Consider the following 16,577-nt stretch of genomic DNA (forward strand, 5'->3'; position numbering starts at 1 on the left):
GTTGTTTGTGCTTAAATTGGCGAAAGAAGAACTTTTTCCGTTCTCACCAATAAAGATGCACGAAACAACAAAAAGGATCTACATTTTTTGATTTTTTTAAATTTATCCGATGATGCCGTTATCATACAAATCCTGTTTATATCCCTGATCCAGAATGACAACCCAGAGTGTGCTTTCCGGCAAATGCGCAATACCTACTTCGCCGCTTCTGTTAAACCTTTTTTCATATAGTTCACTCCCGTTCATTTCAACATATTCATCATAATCGGGTAAATCGTATTCCTGCCAGAATTTCGCTGCGGCGTCCTGCGGTGTAGGAGCTTCCAAATGAAAATATATGACATCTCTTCCTTCGTTCATATCCAAATCAGTCTGTGTTTGAATATACCGATCCTCGAGCTCATCCTTATACAACCCATCAGCAGGTCTCGGTTCCGATTGACGTAATCGATCATAATAAATCACACCATCCTGAGCGTGATCACACAGAAATCTGGAGATCGTAAAAAGAGGCAAACCAGCCTCAATACGCATATTATTGATTTCATCAAACAGCTCTCTTTCCTGTTCGGATAGTATATCGCTCTCTTCTGTTTCGGATTGCGGCGGTTCTGTCACAGGCTTTTGGGATGAAACAGATTGAACACTATTTGAGATCTCCTCCCGATTGAGGTTTTGATTTTGTGCTGCTTCCTGTTGCTGACCCTGCGCCTGTCCGGAGCCTCCGTAGAAGCTGCCGCCCTTTTCTTCGCCGTTTCCGCCGCCTGACGCGATACCCGCGATCCCTGTCACGGCGATCACACACGCCGCCGCTCCTGCCGCGAGCTTGATGATCAGCGAGGAACTCGCAGTCGTGAACACGCCCGCCGCGTAGCCTGCCGATCCCGAGGTGGTATAGATCGCCGGGAGGATCACTCTCCATGTTCTTTTCTTGCGGCGATTCTTCTTCGCGTCCTTTTGCAACAGCTGAACAAACACCTCGCCGAAGGGAGCCACGGCGACGCCGCGGAATTTCTCGCCGTACTTCTTCTCCCATTGCTCAACCTCTTTTTTAACTGAGGCACGCGCATAGCGCAGGCGGGATTTTGCCGTGCTCTCGCTGCAATCCATGATCGCGGCGATCTCCTTGAGCTTTTGCTGATGATAATAATACAGCACCAGTGTCTCGCGCTGTTCATAGGGCAGCTTCTCGATCATGCGGCGCAGCTGATCGGCGGTATCGCGCCGTTCCGCCATCGTTGCGGGCAGCATCGGCTCATCGCTTGACTGCTCCAACAGCTTCACATCGATATCCTCGTCCGGAACAGGCAAATTCCTGCGCTTGCGCAGGATCATCAGCGCCTCATTGTTCGCGATCTTCATCATCCATGAAGAAAAGTTCCTGTCGTTTTTTAATGTAGACAGCTTTTGGAACACATGGATAAAGGTTAGCTGAACAGCGTCCTGCGCGTCGTCATAATTCTGCAACATGCCGTAAGTCAACGTATAGACCGACTCGTAGTACTGATCATATAATTGTTCGTATGCCTCGGATTTTCCCGCTCGCAATCCATCTACTAATTCTTGCGATAGTTCTGTCAATGGTTCTCCCCCTCTGCTTTTCTATTTATATGATGATAGAAAAACGAATTCGGATCTAAAATACAAAAAATTGTAATTATTTTGATACAGTTTATGATTATTATAAATCGTTAACGAAGATAACACCATCGGCAGAACCGATGGTGTTGTTTACAGCTTCTCTGTTTCCTTGAGCGCGAAATACAAGGCGGCGGTGACGGCGAGTTCTCTGATCCGCTCACGGTCGGCGTTGTTCTCGCCGAGGAGCATCTTTTCGGTATGCAGACCCAGCTCGGTGCTGATGCCGATATAGACCAGTCCGACGGGCTTGTATATCGTACCGCCCAAGGGTCCGGCGATTCCGGTGGTGGAGATGCCGATATCCGCGCCCGCGAGCAATCGGACGCCGCGCGCCATCTCGGCGGCGGTGCGATCCGATACCGCGCCGTAGGTGGAGAGCGTCTCCTCGCGCACGCCGAGGATCTTGTGCTTGATATGATTCGCGTAGGTGCAAACGCCGCAGTCGAATACGCCGGACGCGCCCGATACCGAGGTAAGAGCGCCGGATACCAATCCGCCGGTACAGCTCTCGGCAGTCGCGATGCGCTTTTTCTGCCTGGTCAATGCCGCCACCAACAAATCGGACAGTTCCTTTTCGTCAATATGATCCTGAGCCAACAGCTCCAGTAATTCAGATGTTTTCATCATAACCTCCGGGATAATTAGTAATTAGGAGTTAGGAATTAGGAATTGATGGTGGGCTTCGCCCACACCCTTTTATATATTTAATAAAACGTTTCGTTCCAACAATATAGGAATCAAAACGCGGTCACGCGTTTCCCGCAATTCCTCATTCCTAATTACTAATTCCTCATTATTATAAACCTTCTTCTCCCCTATTGCAATCCTCATCAAAATTTGTTAGAATTTGTTTACAAATACGGAATGTTGCGATTGCCGCGGGCTGACATCTATGTCGAGCCCTCGCAATGACTGCACAACGGAGATAACATGGCTTGGTTTTTCGCGAATGACGACCTTACAACCGAATACTATACCATCACAGGTGAGGATGCGTCGCATATCGCGCGGTCGCTCAGGATGAAGATCGGCGAAGCGCTGACCCTTTGTACCCCCGACGGCAGACGGCATGAATGTGAGATCACCGAGATCACGCGTGACACTGTGACCGTGCGCATCCTGCGCTCGACCGAATGTGAGCAGGAGCCCGATGTGCGCGTCAACCTGTTCATCGCGCTGATGAAGGGCGATAAGATCGACGACGTAGTGCAAAAGGCGGTCGAGTTGGGCGTAAGCGAGATCACACCGTTTCTCAGCGCGCGGTGCATCTCGCGCCCGGACGAAAAGAGCATGAGCAAAAAGCTCGCCCGGTGGCAGAAGATCGCCGATAACGCCGCCTCACAATCCCGCCGCGGCGTCATCCCGCGCGTCAACCCCTGCGTCAGCCTGCGCGATATCCCCGACATCGTCAAGGATACGGACATGTCAGTCGTCTTTTACGAATGCGGCGGTGAAAAGCTCGGCTCCCTGATCCGCGGCAAGCTCGGAACGCTCGCGCTGATCACGGGATCGGAGGGCGGCTTTGAGCAGGAGGAGATCGATTATCTCACCGATCACGGCGTAAAGGTCGCCACATTGGGTAAGCGCATCCTGCGCGCCCAGACAGCACCCGTCGCGGCACTGTGCGCGGCGATGCTGCTGACAGGAAACTTGGAATAAAATCAGTGATTAGTGATCAGTGATTAGTGATCAGCAAATGGGCGGGCTCTGCCCGCACCCGATTGCTAATCATCGGAGCAAAGCGACCTGCGATACTGACCACTGACCACTAACCACTGAACACTAATACCGGAGGTATATTATGTTAGGATTTATCTGCGCTCTCGGCATCGAGGTCGAGGGCATCGTCAAACTGATGGAAAACAAAGAAGAGACCACCATCGCCAAGATCACCTACCACAAGGGTGAGATCTACGGCAAAGAGGTCGTGTGCTGTGAATGCGGTATCGGCAAAGTCAACGCCGCCATGAGCACCCAGATCATGATCGACGCCTACCATCCCGATGTCATCATCAACAGCGGTATCGCTGGCTCACTGTCGGGCGATATCCGCATCGGCGATATCGTAATCTCCGACGACTGCGTCCAGCACGATATGGACGCTACCGAAATGGGCGATCCGCTCGGTCAGGTACAGTTCAACGATGAAAAACGCACCTACTTCCCTGCCGACAAGGCGACCGCCGATAAGCTGTATGACGCTTGTCAGACCATCGACGGCATCTCTGTGTTCCGCGGAAGGATCGCTTCCGGCGACATCTTCATCTCCGCTCACGACCGCCGCAGCCGTGTCGCGGATACCTTCAACGCACTTGCGTGTGAGATGGAGGGTGCGGCAGTCGGCACCGTTTGTTTCCGCAACGGCGTTCCGTTCGCGATATTGCGCAGTATCTCGGACGACTTCAACAACAACGAATTCATGGACTTCATGCAGTTCCGTGAGATCGCTGCCAAACGTTCGATCAAAGCGATCGAGGAATTCATCAAAAACGCATAATAAATCTTATGCTGAAAGCGCCGTGTACCAACCGTACACGGCGCTTTTGCGTTGAATATTTGTATTACTTATCGAACACCCAGTACTGGGTACCGGACGCGGAGATCTCGGACATCGTGAAGGTCGTACCGATATAGCCGTTCCACCCGTTGGGATCGTAGACGATGATCCTGCCGGAGGAGGTGATGCCGGCGAGCACGATGAAGTGACCGCCACGGGTGAAGATGCCCGTATCCTGAGCGCTGATGACATACTTGCCCTGCTTCAGCGCGGATATCACAGCGTTCGTTTCATTGGAACCGAGCTGCCGTTCCATCGTGATACCGAAGTGATCGGAGGCGGCGCTGAAATAGCTCCAATAGGTGCCGACTCCCATCATATAGTACTTGTTGCCGCACCAGCTAACAGCATCGATCGGCGTGATCCTCCTGTCCTTTATGGTGGATGCGACCATAGCGAAACAGGTGGGACCGCAGCCGGACCACGCGATGGTATCGTCGCCGTACGGATAACTATACTGGGTCTGGTCGTAGTAGTAGAAGTCGCCCGACGTATCACCGCCGCCTTCCACGGTGATGACAAAGCCATCCGGGTCAAAGCCGCTGTAAAAATCGGTTCCCGCATAATTGATGACCCTGACCGTATAGGTATAGGTCTCGCCTGCCCATACGTCGGTATCGGTATAGCTGTTGGAGCTCGTATCACCGAGCCTGCTCCATGAACCGTTGATCTTTTTGTAGACGCGATATCGTGAAGCGCCGTTCGGGCTGTTCCATGTGAGCGTCACGCCGTCGGGATCGGCGTCGACGTCGATCAGCTTGGGAGCGGAAACATAGTAAATGCTCACACCGGTCGTGTCGCAGTCGGAGGTGAACGCCGTGCCGTCGGAGGTGATACACCGCACGGTATAACGATAGGAATAACCTGACGAAACGTCGGTGTCGATCACGGAGGTACCGGTCGTTTCGGTCAGCTTTGTCCATCCGCGGCTGCCGTAGTAGTAGACGCGGTATTTTTCCGCACCGGGAGACGCTTTCCACGAGATCTCGATGCCGTTTCTGGTAAAATCTGGTTCATACATAACAGGCATATAGGTAAACGGACACAAAACGCCGTCGTGGTTAAAATCGGAGGTGAAGCTGTTGCCGTCCGCCGAGATACAGCGCACGGTATAGCGGTAGGTATAGCCGGAGGCAACGTCGTCATCGATCACGGAGGTACCGGTCGTCTCGGTCAGCCGCGTCCAACCGTCTCTGCCGTAGTAGTAGACGCGGTATTTCGCGGCGCCCGCGGAGGGCTTCCAACTGATCTTGATACGGTTCTTATCACATTCCGCGCTGAGATTTTGCGGCGCGGCGATATAATGGAGCGATTTTCCCGTGCCGTCAAAGTCGGACTCGAACTGTGTTCCCTCCGCGTTGATACAGCGCACGGTATAGGTATAATCCCTGCCCGATTCGGCGTTGTGTACGAACGTGTTGGAGGTCGTCTCGCCGGCTTTTGTCCAGCCGCCGTCGGTCTTGTAATAGACGCGGTATTTTGTCGCGCCTTTGCTCGCGCTCCATGTGACTTCCACGCCCTCGGCTCCGCCTCTGACGCTCGTCAGCTTCGGCATCTCGACATAGCGCATGCTCTTGCCGGGATAGAAATCCGAAGTGAACTGTGTCGCCTCTTTGTTCAGACAGCGCACGGTATAGGTGTAGGTGTAGCCGGATTCGATGTCATCGTCCTCAAAGGAGGTCTGTGTCGTATCGGCGAGCTTTGTCCAGCCGTTCGCGCCGCGGTAATACACGCGGTACAGCTCGGCTCCCTCCACCGCGTCCCAACGGATGGTGATGCTCTTTTCGTTGCACACGAGCTCAAAATCAGGCGCGTTGATAAAGGTATGGGATACGCCGGGTCTGAACGAGCTCAGGAACGCGTCGCCCGCGTCGTTGACACAGCGCACGGTATAGGTATAGGTGGCGCCGGACGCGACGTCGGTATCGACATAGGAGGTTTCGGCGGTATCCGTCATCCTCGTCCAGCCGTTTCTGCCGCGATAATAGACGCGGTATTTTTGCGCGCCGCCGACCGCATCCCAGCTGATACGAACGCCGTCCTCGGTATTGGTCAGCGAGGTAATAGTGGGGGCGGTGTAAAACCTGACGCTTTTGCCGGGACGATAGCTGCTGGTGAACTCGGTACCCTCCGCGTTGACGCAGCGCACGGTATAGGTGTAGTTGTAGCCGGATTCAACGTCGGTGTCCGTATAGGAGGTATCGGTCGTATCGACCAGCTTCGTCCAGCCGCGGCTGCCGTAGTAATAGATACGGTATTTCTCCGCGCCTTGGACAGCCTGCCACGAGATATCGACGCCGTCCGTTCCGTTGCTGACGGAAAAATCGGGAGCATCCATATATGTCCCTTTGATACCGTCACGGTCAAAGGCACTGACATATTCGCCCGCCGCGTTCATACAGCATACGGTGTAGGTGTAGGTCACGCCGGAGCTCACTTCTTCATCCAGATACGAGGTATCGGTGGTATCCGCCATCCTTGTCCAGCCGTTTTTGCCGCGATAAAAGACACGGTATTTGTCGGCGCCGGGACATGCCTGCCACGTGATACGGATCCCGCTGTCGGTGCCGGTCGCGGACAACAGCACGGGCGCGGCGATATAGCGGATGGATTTTCCTGTTGTATCACAGTCGCTGGTGTAGCGCTCGCCGTCGGCGGTAACGCACCGCACGGTATAGGTATAGGTGTTGCCGGAGCGCACATCATCATCCAGCAGATAGTTGTTTTCCGTTGTCGCCATGCGCGTCCATCCGTTGGAACCGCGGTAAAACACACGGTAGCCTTCGGCGCCTTCGATCGCGTCCCACTTGAGCATCACGCCGCCTGCCGTGTTCTCGACACTCAGCACGGGTGCTCTCAGATACGCGTGGGTCAGCCCTGTTTCATCAAAATAATCAAACATATACGCGCCGCTGCTCGTCAGCTCTCTGACGGTATAGCGGTAGCGGTTGCCGTAGGTAACGTTTTCATCCAGATAAGAGTTGTCGGAGGATACGGCGATCTGCTTCCACGCGTTGTTCTCCATACGCAGTACAGCCACCTTGCTGACGCCCGAAGCCTTGTTCCAGTAGATACGGATGCCCTCATCCGTTGTATCCGCACCGGTCAATACGGCGGGAGCGGAATAGGTGATCGTTTTTGTAGCGGTGGTGGTCATAACATCGTCGGAAGCGGTCATTCCGTAGAGGCGATATCGATACGTGTTGCCCGAAACGACGGACGGATCGACATAATACAGCTGTGTCGTATCCGTCAGCCTTTGCCAGCCGCGGCCGTCGCTGTACCATTTGTCCACACGATAATGATGGACGCCTGAGATCGTCTGCCACTCGATGCGGACGCCCTCCCGGTCGGAACGCATCGAAGTGATCACGGGCACACCTGCCCCGACCTCTGCTGCTGACGGCTCACCGTTTTCATCCTCCAGCTCAACGGCCGTTACGCTCAAAAATGAGGAAAGCATCAGAACCGCCAGCAATGCGGCAATCGTTTTTTGTAATACTCTTCGCATAGGATCACCTCTTTCTGTCTTAAATATCTATGGGTTGGCCACAGTGGAACTGTGACATATAGTTGTCTACTCTAATTATAATTCTAAAAAAGCAATATGTCAACAACAAGAGAATTACATATTTGCAATATTCTGCCTATTATGGTAGAATAAGGCAAAGGTCGAAAAAACCAATCATAGGGTAATACATGTCGGAGGTAAAGCGATGAGCGAAGTTTTGATCTATAATCTCCCTCCCGAAAAGGACGCAAAGGTGAAAATGCTGTGCCGAAAGTTCGGATTTGCTTCGCGCAGTATCGAGAGAGCCGAGTTCGGCTATACGCTCGGATATCTGCTGGGGCTCTCACAGGATGATTCCGTCAGGGACGGCGATGATTTTGACGAAGAGATGCTCTATCTCGCGGATCTCAGAGGCGGTATGCTCAATCTCTTTCTCGATCAGCTCCGCCGCAAAAAGCTGAGCGTCCCGCTCAAGGCGATACAAACCGATCGGAACACCGGCTTCACATCCCGTGAGCTGTACCGCGAGCTGTGCGCCGAAAGAGACGCCATCGCGAGGGGAACGACACAACATCAGGGGTAGATATCATGCGGAATACTCCGGAGGTTCACATGAAACGCTTTATACTTTTATTATTGGGCTGCCTGACCGCCTGCATCATTCTGGCAGGCTGCAGTGAAAAGCTCACACTCGATCAAACGCAGCTGGATATGACCGTCGGCGACAGCGCGGAGCTGTCCGCGGGAAAGGCGACGCGGGTGAGCTGGGAGAGCAATAACGACGCGGTCGCCACCGTCAACGGCGGCGAGGTCAACGCCAAATCAGCAGGAGAAGCAATCATCACCGCTTCTCTCGAAAACGGCGAGACCGCCACCTGCCGCGTCAAGGTCTCCGATAAGCTGATCAACGAGATCACCCTGAGCGCCACCGGCGTCCGTATCGAGGTCGGCAAAACGATCCAGCTGGAAGCTGCCTACAAGCCCGCCGACGCGTCGCATGTCGTGCTGAGCTGGGAGAGCAGTGACCCGAATATCGCGACCGTCAACAACGAGGGCTTTGTTACGGGCGTTTTTGCGGGCGTCACCACGATCACCTGCAAAAGCGATAATGGCGTCAAGGCGTCCTGCACCGTCAACGTCGGCAGCGCCTCACAGCCCACCGCTGCTCCCACCCATCCTCCCGCGGTCATCAAGCCGACAGAAACGACCGCCGCGCCGAAAAGCACCGATCCTGCCGCAAGCAGTCAGTCGGGTTCCTCCGGCGGCATGCTGTTCCCCGATTCTTCCACCCGTTATCTGACGAACGACGAGATCGCGGCGAAGATATACAGCATGAGCGGAACGCCCCTGTCAAACAGCTTCGGGCAGGACGCGGTCAATGAGATCTACGCAAGGCACGGCTTTGTCTTTCGCACCGCGTCGATCCGATCCTACTACGAAGCCCAGTCGTGGTATCATCCCGATCCGGGCTACGACGGCTCGCTCAGCGCGATCGAACAGTACAACGTCGGCTTGCTCAGTCAATACTGATAATTCATAATATGAAGAAGCATGATCGTCATATGTGACGGTCATGCTATTTTTTAATGAGCATGCTTTTATTTATAAAATGTTAATACATTCATCTTGTATTTGGTTTTTTATTAGTATATAATACAATTATATTGACTCGGATTGGAGGAATATGATGAAAAGAAAAATCGTCAGCATCATTCTGACGCTTGCTCTCATCCTATCGGTCTGCGGGGTCGGCTGTATCGGCGCGTCCGCCGCGGATGACGTCGCCACGATCACGGTAGGCAACAAGACCATCACCGCGAAGGTAGGAGAGTACATCGAATACAGCATTGCGTTCCGTACCACGGGCGACAGTATCACAACGGCACAGGTCGAGCTTCCGATCGACTTTTCGGCGTTCAGCGGCTACAGTCAGGACGAGATCGCGACCCACATTCAGCGGATCGCGCCCACGACGGCGAATTCTTCTGTCGTAAGACGCTTTGACACCCCCAACACCTTCGGAATCACCGGCTATGTCATGAACTTCGCCAACGCGAACGGCTACTCCTTCAACACCGAGAAGCCTGTGTTGAAGCTGATCTTCGGCGTTGAAAAGGCAGGCTCCTATCACCTCGCCGCAAAGGTCAGGTATGTGAACGACATCAATGACAATGTCGTCATCGACAACGACTACAACCGACACAACGCCCGCTTCAGCTATGTCGAAAGCGTCGACGAGGCGGAGCTGGAGACACCTCAGCCGAACGCCGCTACCTATGCGGGCGGCGTCAGGATCACATGGGATCCCGTACCGGGCGCCAAGCTCTACCGCGTCTATGTCAAAACAGAAAGCAGCGGATGGGCGAGGATCGCGGAGACCGGCGAGACCTCTTACATCGATCCCAATGTTGTTTCCGGCAAACGCTATACCTACACGGTGCGCTGTATGTCGGCGGACGGTTCCCGCTTTATCAGCGACTATGACCGCGACGGCGCGTCGGCAGTATACTACACCGCTCCCATCCTGCGGCTGAGCAACGCCGAGGACGGTGTACAGATCAGCTGGGACGCTGTGCCTCAGGCGGATTCCTACCGCGTCTACTATCGCGGCAGTAACGGCTGGACAAAGCTCGTCGATACCGAGGACACCTCGACAGTCGATTACGACGTCGATTCCGGCACACGCTACACCTACACCATCCGCGCGATGGATGAAAACGGCGATCATCTGAGCTGGTTCTATCCGGACGGCTTCTCGATCACCTTCCTGTCCGCGCCCACATTCAGCCTGTCCAACGCCGCCGACGGCGTACAGATCAGCTGGGATAAGGTCGAGGGCGCTGAGAATTATCGCATCTACTACTACGGCAGCCGCGGCTGGACAAAGCTCGCCGAAACCACCAATAACGCCTTCATCGATACCGACGTCAGCTCCAACCACACCTACACCTACACCGTGCGCTGCATCAACAAGGAAGGCACCGAATTCACCAGCGACTACCGCCCCGGCAAGAGCATCAAATACTATGCCGCGCCGAAGCTGACCCTCTCCAATGAAGAGGACGGCGTTCGGATCAGGTGGGACGCTGTCGCGGGCGCGTCCAAATACCGCGTTTACTACAAGGGCAGTAACGGCTGGACAAAGCTCGAGGATACCACCGGTACCTCTGTACTCGATACCGACGTTGCCTCCGGCACCAACTACACCTATACCATCCGCGCGATGGATTCAGATAATAACCACCTGAGCTGGTACTATACCGACGGCTTCCGTATCCAGTTCATCCGTGCGCCTGAGTTCAGCGTTTCCAACGAGGCTGACGGCGTCAAGATCAGCTGGGACAAGGTAGGCGGCGCAAAGAAATATCGTATCTTCTACTACGGCTCCAAGGGCTGGACAAGAATGGTCGATACGACAGAGACCTCTTATATCGACAAGGATGTTTCTTCCAACCACACCTACACCTACACCGTGCGCTGTATCACCGAGGACGGCTCCGCGTATACCAGCGACTTCCGCTCCGGCAAAAGCGTCAAATATGTCGAAGCGCCCAAGCTGACGCTCTCCAACACCTCAAGCGGCGTGATGATCCGATGGAATTCCGTTGCGGGCGCTTCCAAATACCGCGTCTATTACAAGGGCAGAAACGGCTGGACAAAGCTCACCGATTCCACCGGCACCTCCTTTGTCGATACCGACGTCAAGGACGGCACGCCCTACACCTACACCATCCGCGCGATGGACGCGAACAACAATCACCTGAGCTGGTTCTACACCGACGGCTTTACCATCACCTATCATAAATCATAAGCATCATAAAAAAGCACTTCCGATCACGTTTTCGGAAGTGCTTTATATTTATCTGTTTCCCGCGCGCGCCATGATCAGACCGCCGTTTTCCTTGAGCCAGCGATTCCAACGATCATACGCGGGATAGACCGCGTACACCCGCTCATAAAACCGCGCGCTGTGGTTCATCTCAAACAGGTGACACAGCTCGTGCACCACCACGCTGTCGAGCACCTCGGGCGGGGTGAGCAGCAAGAGGATGTTGAAGTTCAGATTCTTCTTTGCTGAGCAGCTGCCCCAGCGGGTCTTTTGACACCGCAGGGTGATCCTGCCGTAGTGAGCGTCCATGATCCGCGCGTAATACGCGACCCTCTCGGGGATGACCTTTTTTGCCATCTGCGCAAGCGCGCGCAGCTCTTCCTCAGTGAGCTTCGGCACAGCTTGCTCTGTCGCCTTGCGCTCCGCGATCTGACCGCGCTTTTTGATGATCCACGCTTCGTGCTTTTTGACGAATTCATCCGCCTCACGCTTTGTCGTGCGTTTGGGAGCGCGGACGATCAGCTCGTCCCCTCTCACCTCCAGCGAGATCGTCTTTCGTTTTGATTTGATCAAGGTGTATGCAAAGTCCATTTTCTCTATGAGCCTACCATGTGTTTATTCAAACAGAGCGTCACATTATCGAATCAATCATAAAAGCGGGTTTCGCCAACCGGGAATGCTACTTCCATACGAGCCAGTTTGCGCTGTAAAATCGTCACATCCGGCAGAGCAAGATCGCCGCTGTGATTGATATCGCAGCGCTGTCTCATCATATCGTCCATGCTGTGATCCATCCTTGCCAGGATCCGCTGCATTTTTGTGATATCCGGCGTACTGATGGCGTCGTCACCGTTGGCGTCGCCGAGCAGATATTGTTCTCTTATCTTGAAATGGATGGTTCTTGTATTATTGAAATAATGAGCTTCCGTTGTTTGATGCTCCGCGTTGAACGAGGCAGTGATGGTATAATCGCCGACCGGCATGCTGCTCTTGATGCTGTCCTTATTATACCGCAAGCCCGCGGAGGCGGGGATCCTCAGACCGTGGTTGATGAAGTTCTTTGTGTATATCTCGTTCCCATGCGAGTCCTTCACCGAGATCCGCAAAAAGATATCGCCGTAATAATCCGCCTTGGCGCCGTTCATCATATACGGCTGATAATAGATTGTCGTATCCGGCGCAAAGGTCGTGACGGTACTGTAATCGTCGGGATCATCCGTCAGAACAAACGGATCGAGTTCGATATCGGGGTCGTTGATCATATCCAATGTCGCGTCCGGATCGGTCTCATAGGGTATCTCCTCGCTGAACGGCATAACCGTGACCGCCGACGAGATCATGGCGGTCTGCTTGCTCGTGATATTGAACCGATAGGTATTGATCTCTTCCTGCTCCTCCGGCTCCAGCGTATATAAGCTCATCCTGTCATCCGCGTCGCGTCGGTCCGTATCTCCCTGTACGCTGTATTTATCAGAATCGGAATCCGTGATAAAAACGCTTTGATAGTACTGTTTTGATGTGTTCGGATATCGAACGTCGGTCACAAAGCCCCAGCAGGTGACCGCGTGACTGCCTTCATACCCTGTGCTGTTGTAGATGTCCACACTCAAAGATACGCCGTATCCGTTTTTCAGCCTGTCAAAGACGGCCGCCAACTGCGCGGCGCAGTTTTGACGCAGATTGATCTCTTCTGCCAGATCTCTGTAATTATACTGCGGCAGGAAGCTGCCGGTTCCTTCCCGGGGCTGAGAGAGTGTGTTCACGGAAATGCCGTTGATGAACCACCCTGTCGCGATCCTGACGTTGCCTCCTCTGTTCTCAAACGCGTCGATATAGGTCTCAAACAGATCGTCGGCACTGTCAAAGCCCGCCTGAGCCGCCCATCCCGTATAGGTCAGGATGTTAGCGGTAGAAGCCGCCCAGCACATATAATCGTCACCCTCCCGTGTCTTTTCCGCGTCGATAAAACCGAGGTTTCTCAGATCAAAATTTCCGCCCCCGGTATAGCTTTCGATGATCGCCTGACGGATCTCGCTGACATTGTCCCGCGTCAAACCGGTCAGATACACCTGACTGGTGCTTTCCGGTATCATAAACTCAGCGGTATAGTAGCCGCTTGTCGAGCCATCGCCCAGCGCGGCAGTCGCTGCGGGTTCTTTGACACGCACCACCTCGAGAAGCGGGTGACCGTTATCGACGATAGTATAGCTCTGTTCGTCGAGCGCGGCAGCTGCGTCCGCCTTATCGATATCGATGACCTGTTCCGCTTCGGGCGCTTCCTGCGCAAAGACAGCGGTCGACGTCATCATGCTCATGATCAATAATATACTCAGTATGGCTGCGATCGGTTTTTTCATCATGATCTCCCTGACAGAAGGTCAGCGGGACACTGCTTTGGTGCCCCGCAATAGTTGTGGTATAGTGATGTAGTGATTAAACGATACGGATGTTCAGCGTATCGGTGCCGGAGGTCGGTACGGTCTTGTTGGAGCTGATGATCACAACGGTATCGCCCTTCTCCACGATGCCGGTATGCAGCGCCTTTTCGACCGCCTGCAGGGTGATCTCATCAGAGGTTTTCTTCTCCTTGCCCAGTACCGGCACAACGCCCCAACTCAGGCACAGTTTGCAGCATACCTGCTCGCCGGTGACGACCGCGATGATCGGGCACGACGGACGGCATCGAGCCATCGCGCGCGCCACAGCGCCGGTCTTGCTCTCGGCAATGATCGCCTTCGCGCCGATATTCTCGGCAACGGTCTTAGCCGCCTCACAGATATTCTCACGGAACGCGGTCATATCGGTCTGTGTCGCCGACGCGCCGCGCAGCAGCATCAAATTCTCGTATTTCTCCGCCTCGGTACAGATATCATTGAGCGCCGCGACCGACTCGACGGGATACATACCCGCCGCGCTCTCACCGGAGAGCATTACCGCCGAGGTGCCGTCATATACTGCGTTGGCAACGTCGGAGATCTCGGCACGGGTGGGTCGGATGTTGGTAGTCATGCTGTCCAGCATCTGGGTCGCGGTGATGACATATTTGCCCGCCAGCACACACTTGCGGATGATCATCTTCTGGATCTCGGGCAGCTTGATAAACGGAATCTCAACGCCCATATCGCCGCGGGCTACCATCACGCCGTTACTGACCTCGATGATGCGGTCGATGTCGTCCACACCGCTCTGGTTCTCGATCTTACTGATGATCTCAACGTCCTCGCCGCCGAGGCTGTCGATATAGTCGCGCAGCTTAATGACGTCGTCCGCGGAACGGACAAAGGAAGCCGCGATCACGTTCACGCCCATCTTCAGACCGAACTCGATATCGGCACGGTCCCTCTGGCTGATATACGGCATATTGATCGAATAACCGGGGATATTGATGCTCTTGCGGTTCGACAGTCTGCCGCCGGTGAGGATGCGCGTGACGATGCAATCCTCCTCTACCGATTCTACACGAGCGGAGATCTTGCCGTCATCGAAGAGGATCACTCTGCCGATGCTGGTATTATCGCGGCGGAAGATATCGATCAGCTTGGGATATGAGAGGGATACGCCCTCGTTATCACCGTGACCTTCACTGGAATACAGGCGGTATACCTGACCCTCCTCCAGGATCACAGCCCCTTCCGCAAAGGTGCCGACGCGGATCTCGGGACCCTTGGTATCGAGCAGGAGCGCTACGGTTTTGCCGCTTTTGGCGATCGCTTTCTTCACGGTGTTGAAGCGCTTTGCCATCTCGTCATACTCGCCGTGTGACATATTGAAGCGCGCGACGTTCATGCCCGCGTCGATCATCTTTACCAAAGTGTCGACGTTATCGCACGCTGGACCGATCGTGCATACTATCTTAGTCATTCTCATGATAAAACCCCCGATTATGTTGATAATGTTTATTCATTATCACTATAATAACAGTAAAACGAGGGGAAGTAAAGGGTTTTTTCTGTTTTTTGCGCGACAATCATCGGAATATAGCAGAAAAACGGAGGAAAACAGATCCATGTTCTCCTCCGTTTCAGATTATCCTTGTTTTGATTTTTCCGGTCGGTTCACCAGAATGATACCGACAGCGGTGAGCAAAATACTCACCATATACAGCGGTTCAAAGACGCGATCCTCGCCGAGGATCACGTAGGACCACAGCGCGCCCGTGACGGGGATCAGCATATTGAACACCAAGATCTGACCCGCTTCATGCAGGACAAGCAGCGCCGTCCACAGCGTAAATGCCGCCGCGGAGACAAAGGCGAGGAACAGCACGATCCCGACGCTCTGCCATGTCAGCGGAAACCGCCCGCCCATGATCAGCGCGATCACGAGGATCAATGATCCTCCGAGGCCCAGTTGATAGGCGGTGCTCTCATAGACGATCCCCTTGGATACGCGCTTGCCGACAAAGGAGCCTGCCGTATTGAGCAGCATGGAGATCAGCACCAAGCCCTCCCCCATGAACGAAAAACCGTCTAGCGCGGTGTTGTTCACAAGGAAGATCCCCGTCATGCCGATCAGCACGCCGACGACCTTCCACACCGTCAGGTGTTCGTCCTTGAAGAACAGCGGCGCGAACAATACGGCAAAGAACGCCGAAGCCGCCGTGATGATCGAGGTCTTGGTCGCCGTGGTATTGGCGACACCGATGTAGTTGAGGATGTACATCAACCCGGTCTGCAAAAAGCCGTACAGCAGCACGCCGCCGATGCGATCGCGCGGGATGACGGGCACGCGGCGATTTTTGCACCATGTAAAGACGAACACCATCAGTCCCGCCAGCACAAAACGCACGCCCGCGAACATCAGCTTATCCGCGACCGAGGTGATCGCCATCACCTGATATCCGTATTTGATAACAGGGTACGCCGACCCCCACAGCACGGTACACAGCACCGCCGCGAGCATCGCGACCCACTTTCGTTTCAATAGATTTTGTATCATTTAAGTGATTCCGAATAAATTGTTTGAGAGTGTGAGGATTTGAACAGGTTGAGATTGCCACGTCGCTGAACACATGTGTTCGCTCCTCGCAATGACAATTC

At 54.1% G+C, this 16,577-nt stretch carries 12 protein-coding genes; 5 read left to right on the plus strand and 7 right to left on the minus strand.

The genetic code is table 11. The features are described from left to right. Nucleotides 1–102: 102 nt before the first annotated feature. Together JKK62_RS15060 and JKK62_RS15065 are read right to left on the minus strand one after the other, a co-directional pair. Entirely contained in the window at nucleotides 103–1,581 is a 1,479-nt protein-coding gene (locus JKK62_RS15060; RefSeq protein ID WP_201428623.1) for an RNA polymerase sigma factor, read from the minus strand. 150 nt (nucleotides 1,582–1,731) lie between these two features. Continuing rightward, the gene (locus JKK62_RS15065; protein ID WP_201428624.1) at nucleotides 1,732–2,268 is read right to left on the minus strand and encodes a CinA family protein; all 537 of its coding nucleotides are present in this window, start codon (nucleotides 2,266–2,268) and stop codon (nucleotides 1,732–1,734) included. Between the two features lie 303 nt (nucleotides 2,269–2,571). Here JKK62_RS15065 and JKK62_RS15070 point away from each other — a divergent pair, with 303 nt between their 5' ends. Together JKK62_RS15070 and JKK62_RS15075 are read left to right on the plus strand one after the other, a co-directional pair. Continuing rightward, nucleotides 2,572–3,300 (plus strand): RsmE family RNA methyltransferase, encoded by a 729-nt coding sequence (locus tag JKK62_RS15070; protein ID WP_201428625.1) that lies wholly within the window; start codon nucleotides 2,572–2,574, stop codon nucleotides 3,298–3,300. A gap of 142 nt (nucleotides 3,301–3,442) precedes the next feature. Further along, nucleotides 3,443–4,138 carry a 5'-methylthioadenosine/adenosylhomocysteine nucleosidase gene (locus JKK62_RS15075; RefSeq protein ID WP_201428626.1) on the plus strand — a complete coding sequence of 232 codons (696 nt, stop codon included), beginning with the start codon at nucleotides 3,443–3,445 and terminating at the stop codon, nucleotides 4,136–4,138. A gap of 64 nt (nucleotides 4,139–4,202) precedes the next feature. Here JKK62_RS15075 and JKK62_RS15080 read toward each other — a convergent pair whose 3' ends face one another. Next, nucleotides 4,203–7,709, minus strand: coding sequence for a fibronectin type III domain-containing protein (locus JKK62_RS15080; protein ID WP_201428627.1), 3,507 nt, complete (start codon nucleotides 7,707–7,709; stop codon nucleotides 4,203–4,205). A gap of 205 nt (nucleotides 7,710–7,914) precedes the next feature. Between JKK62_RS15080 and JKK62_RS15085 the strand changes: the two genes are divergently transcribed. From JKK62_RS15085 to JKK62_RS15095, 3 genes are all read left to right on the plus strand, one after another. Next, nucleotides 7,915–8,292: a DUF3783 domain-containing protein gene (locus tag JKK62_RS15085; RefSeq protein ID WP_201428628.1), complete on the plus strand. Its 378-nt coding sequence runs from the start codon at nucleotides 7,915–7,917 to the stop codon at nucleotides 8,290–8,292. Between the two features lie 29 nt (nucleotides 8,293–8,321). Next, entirely contained in the window at nucleotides 8,322–9,239 is a 918-nt protein-coding gene (locus tag JKK62_RS15090) for an Ig-like domain-containing protein (protein WP_201428629.1), read from the plus strand. 157 nt (nucleotides 9,240–9,396) lie between these two features. Continuing rightward, the gene (locus JKK62_RS15095; protein WP_201428630.1) at nucleotides 9,397–11,520 is read left to right on the plus strand and encodes a hypothetical protein; all 2,124 of its coding nucleotides are present in this window, start codon (nucleotides 9,397–9,399) and stop codon (nucleotides 11,518–11,520) included. A gap of 48 nt (nucleotides 11,521–11,568) precedes the next feature. Here the strand turns inward: JKK62_RS15095 and JKK62_RS15100 are convergent, their stop codons facing one another. From JKK62_RS15100 to JKK62_RS15115, 4 genes are all read right to left on the minus strand, one after another. Beyond that, a complete protein-coding gene (locus JKK62_RS15100) occupies nucleotides 11,569–12,129 on the minus strand; it encodes a M48 family metallopeptidase (RefSeq protein ID WP_201428631.1) in 561 nt (186 codons plus the stop codon). 53 nt (nucleotides 12,130–12,182) lie between these two features. Next, a complete protein-coding gene (locus JKK62_RS15105) occupies nucleotides 12,183–13,895 on the minus strand; it encodes a hypothetical protein (protein WP_201428632.1) in 1,713 nt (570 codons plus the stop codon). A 76-nt stretch (nucleotides 13,896–13,971) separates the two neighbouring features. Then, entirely contained in the window at nucleotides 13,972–15,405 is a 1,434-nt protein-coding gene (pyk, locus tag JKK62_RS15110; protein WP_201428633.1) for a pyruvate kinase, read from the minus strand. Between the two features lie 159 nt (nucleotides 15,406–15,564). Further along, nucleotides 15,565–16,476 (minus strand): DMT family transporter, encoded by a 912-nt coding sequence (locus JKK62_RS15115; RefSeq protein WP_201428634.1) that lies wholly within the window; start codon nucleotides 16,474–16,476, stop codon nucleotides 15,565–15,567. Between the last annotated feature and the right edge of the window lie 101 nt (nucleotides 16,477–16,577).

The organism is Ruminococcus difficilis (genome assembly GCF_016680995.1).

What these genes read in the sequence shown, in the direction of transcription:
- JKK62_RS15065 (WP_201428624.1), bottom strand. Translation starts at nt 2,268, where the DNA reads ATGATGAAAACATCTGAATTACTGGAGCTGTTGGCTCAGGATCATATT.
- JKK62_RS15070 (WP_201428625.1), top strand. Translation starts at nt 2,572, where the DNA reads ATGGCTTGGTTTTTCGCGAATGACGACCTTACAACCGAATACTATACC.
- JKK62_RS15075 (WP_201428626.1), top strand. Translation starts at nt 3,443, where the DNA reads ATGTTAGGATTTATCTGCGCTCTCGGCATCGAGGTCGAGGGCATCGTC.
- JKK62_RS15080 (WP_201428627.1), bottom strand. Translation starts at nt 7,709, where the DNA reads ATGCGAAGAGTATTACAAAAAACGATTGCCGCATTGCTGGCGGTTCTG.
- JKK62_RS15085 (WP_201428628.1), top strand. Translation starts at nt 7,915, where the DNA reads ATGAGCGAAGTTTTGATCTATAATCTCCCTCCCGAAAAGGACGCAAAG.
- JKK62_RS15090 (WP_201428629.1), top strand. Translation starts at nt 8,322, where the DNA reads ATGAAACGCTTTATACTTTTATTATTGGGCTGCCTGACCGCCTGCATC.
- JKK62_RS15095 (WP_201428630.1), top strand. Translation starts at nt 9,397, where the DNA reads ATGAAAAGAAAAATCGTCAGCATCATTCTGACGCTTGCTCTCATCCTA.
- JKK62_RS15100 (WP_201428631.1), bottom strand. Translation starts at nt 12,129, where the DNA reads ATGGACTTTGCATACACCTTGATCAAATCAAAACGAAAGACGATCTCG.
- JKK62_RS15105 (WP_201428632.1), bottom strand. Translation starts at nt 13,895, where the DNA reads ATGAAAAAACCGATCGCAGCCATACTGAGTATATTATTGATCATGAGC.
- pyk (WP_201428633.1), bottom strand. Translation starts at nt 15,405, where the DNA reads ATGAGAATGACTAAGATAGTATGCACGATCGGTCCAGCGTGCGATAAC.
- JKK62_RS15115 (WP_201428634.1), bottom strand. Translation starts at nt 16,476, where the DNA reads ATGATACAAAATCTATTGAAACGAAAGTGGGTCGCGATGCTCGCGGCG.